General features: G+C 38.3%; 1 protein-coding gene. It reads left to right on the top strand.

What is annotated here, in order from left to right; translation table 11 throughout:
- Nucleotides 1-277, top strand: a 277-nt coding sequence (locus tag AAEZ18_RS18745) for a phosphate acyltransferase (protein WP_352255907.1), incomplete at both ends; no start/stop codon positions are given.

Genomic DNA, 277 nt, shown 5'->3' with positions numbered 1-277 from the left:
CTATTACTGCATAACTTTAATATGGAAGTACCAAATGATGATGACCAACGCATTGAAAAAGTAAAAGATCACAACGCAGAACATATCAATTCAAGCTGGCTCGATACTCTAGCTCAAAGTGTAGGCAAAACGCGTAAGTTATCACCACCTGCATTTCGTTATTTATTAACCGATAAAGCACGTAAAGCAGATAAAACCGTAGTATTACCAGAAGGGAATGAACCTCGTACAATTAAAGCGGCTGCTATTTGTGGTCAACGTGGCATTGCTAAAACTA

This window comes from Pseudoalteromonas sp. 19-MNA-CIBAN-0066 (genome assembly GCF_040308705.1).
GTDB lineage: Bacteria > Pseudomonadota > Gammaproteobacteria > Enterobacterales > Alteromonadaceae > Pseudoalteromonas > Pseudoalteromonas nigrifaciens.
This window is presented reverse-complemented; position numbering and strand designations above follow the sequence as displayed.